General features: G+C 48.1%; 1 protein-coding gene. It reads right to left on the bottom strand.

All coding sequences use genetic code 11. The features are described 5' to 3' along the window. Window positions 1–666 (bottom strand): plasmid recombination protein (locus KP705_RS15910; RefSeq protein WP_215764935.1); only part of this gene is annotated, 666 nt, incomplete at both ends.

Below are 666 nucleotides of genomic sequence, written 5' to 3'. Positions count from 1 at the left end.
AGCTTTTGCAGCATCAACACGCTTTGCAACAGCACGACCATCAGCCAGAGCAATAGCTAAAGCCTTGGCTTGTTGCTTCTCCTGGTTCCACTGGTCCCGAGTTAAACGCCTACGACCTGGACCAATACGAGTTAAGCCAGAAGGCTTCCCGACCTTATCCCAATAACTGTCCTGCCAATCTCTAAACGATTGCTTATAGGCTTCATTTTGTTCCTTTGGAGATAMCCCATCCGCCTTGGCCTTCTGCTTTGCACTATCCCCAGGATGTAAGCTGATCGCCTTCAAATCATCAGGAACGATGAAAGCATGAAGATGAGGAAAAGCCTCATCATCATGCCTGATGACTGTCTTCAACTGGTCCCCATACGTGTCCTGCAACCACTTGACCGACCGAGCTTGCCAACGCTTACAATCGGCATCCATCTCACCTGGCCAAGACAGAACAATGCACGCCATAGTATTTTGAGTGCTTCTGATTTTCCTGCTCTTGCCATTCTTCTGAACATCAACAGCACCATCGCAAGCCTGCTCATGCTCACGCTCAAGAGCTTCTAAATCCTGACCAAAAACGAGAACCGGCTTGCCTGGATTTTCAACATGCAAACAGGCATCCGGATTTCTCCGGGTAGCCTCATCTATAGTCTCTTTAATATTCCACTTCTTAGA

Origin of the sequence: Gluconobacter sp. P1D12_c (assembly GCF_018812105.1) — a bacterium.
Classification (GTDB): domain Bacteria; phylum Pseudomonadota; class Alphaproteobacteria; order Acetobacterales; family Acetobacteraceae; genus Gluconobacter; species Gluconobacter oxydans_A.
Note: the sequence above shows the minus strand (reverse complement) of the source record. Positions and strands in the feature narration are given on the sequence as shown.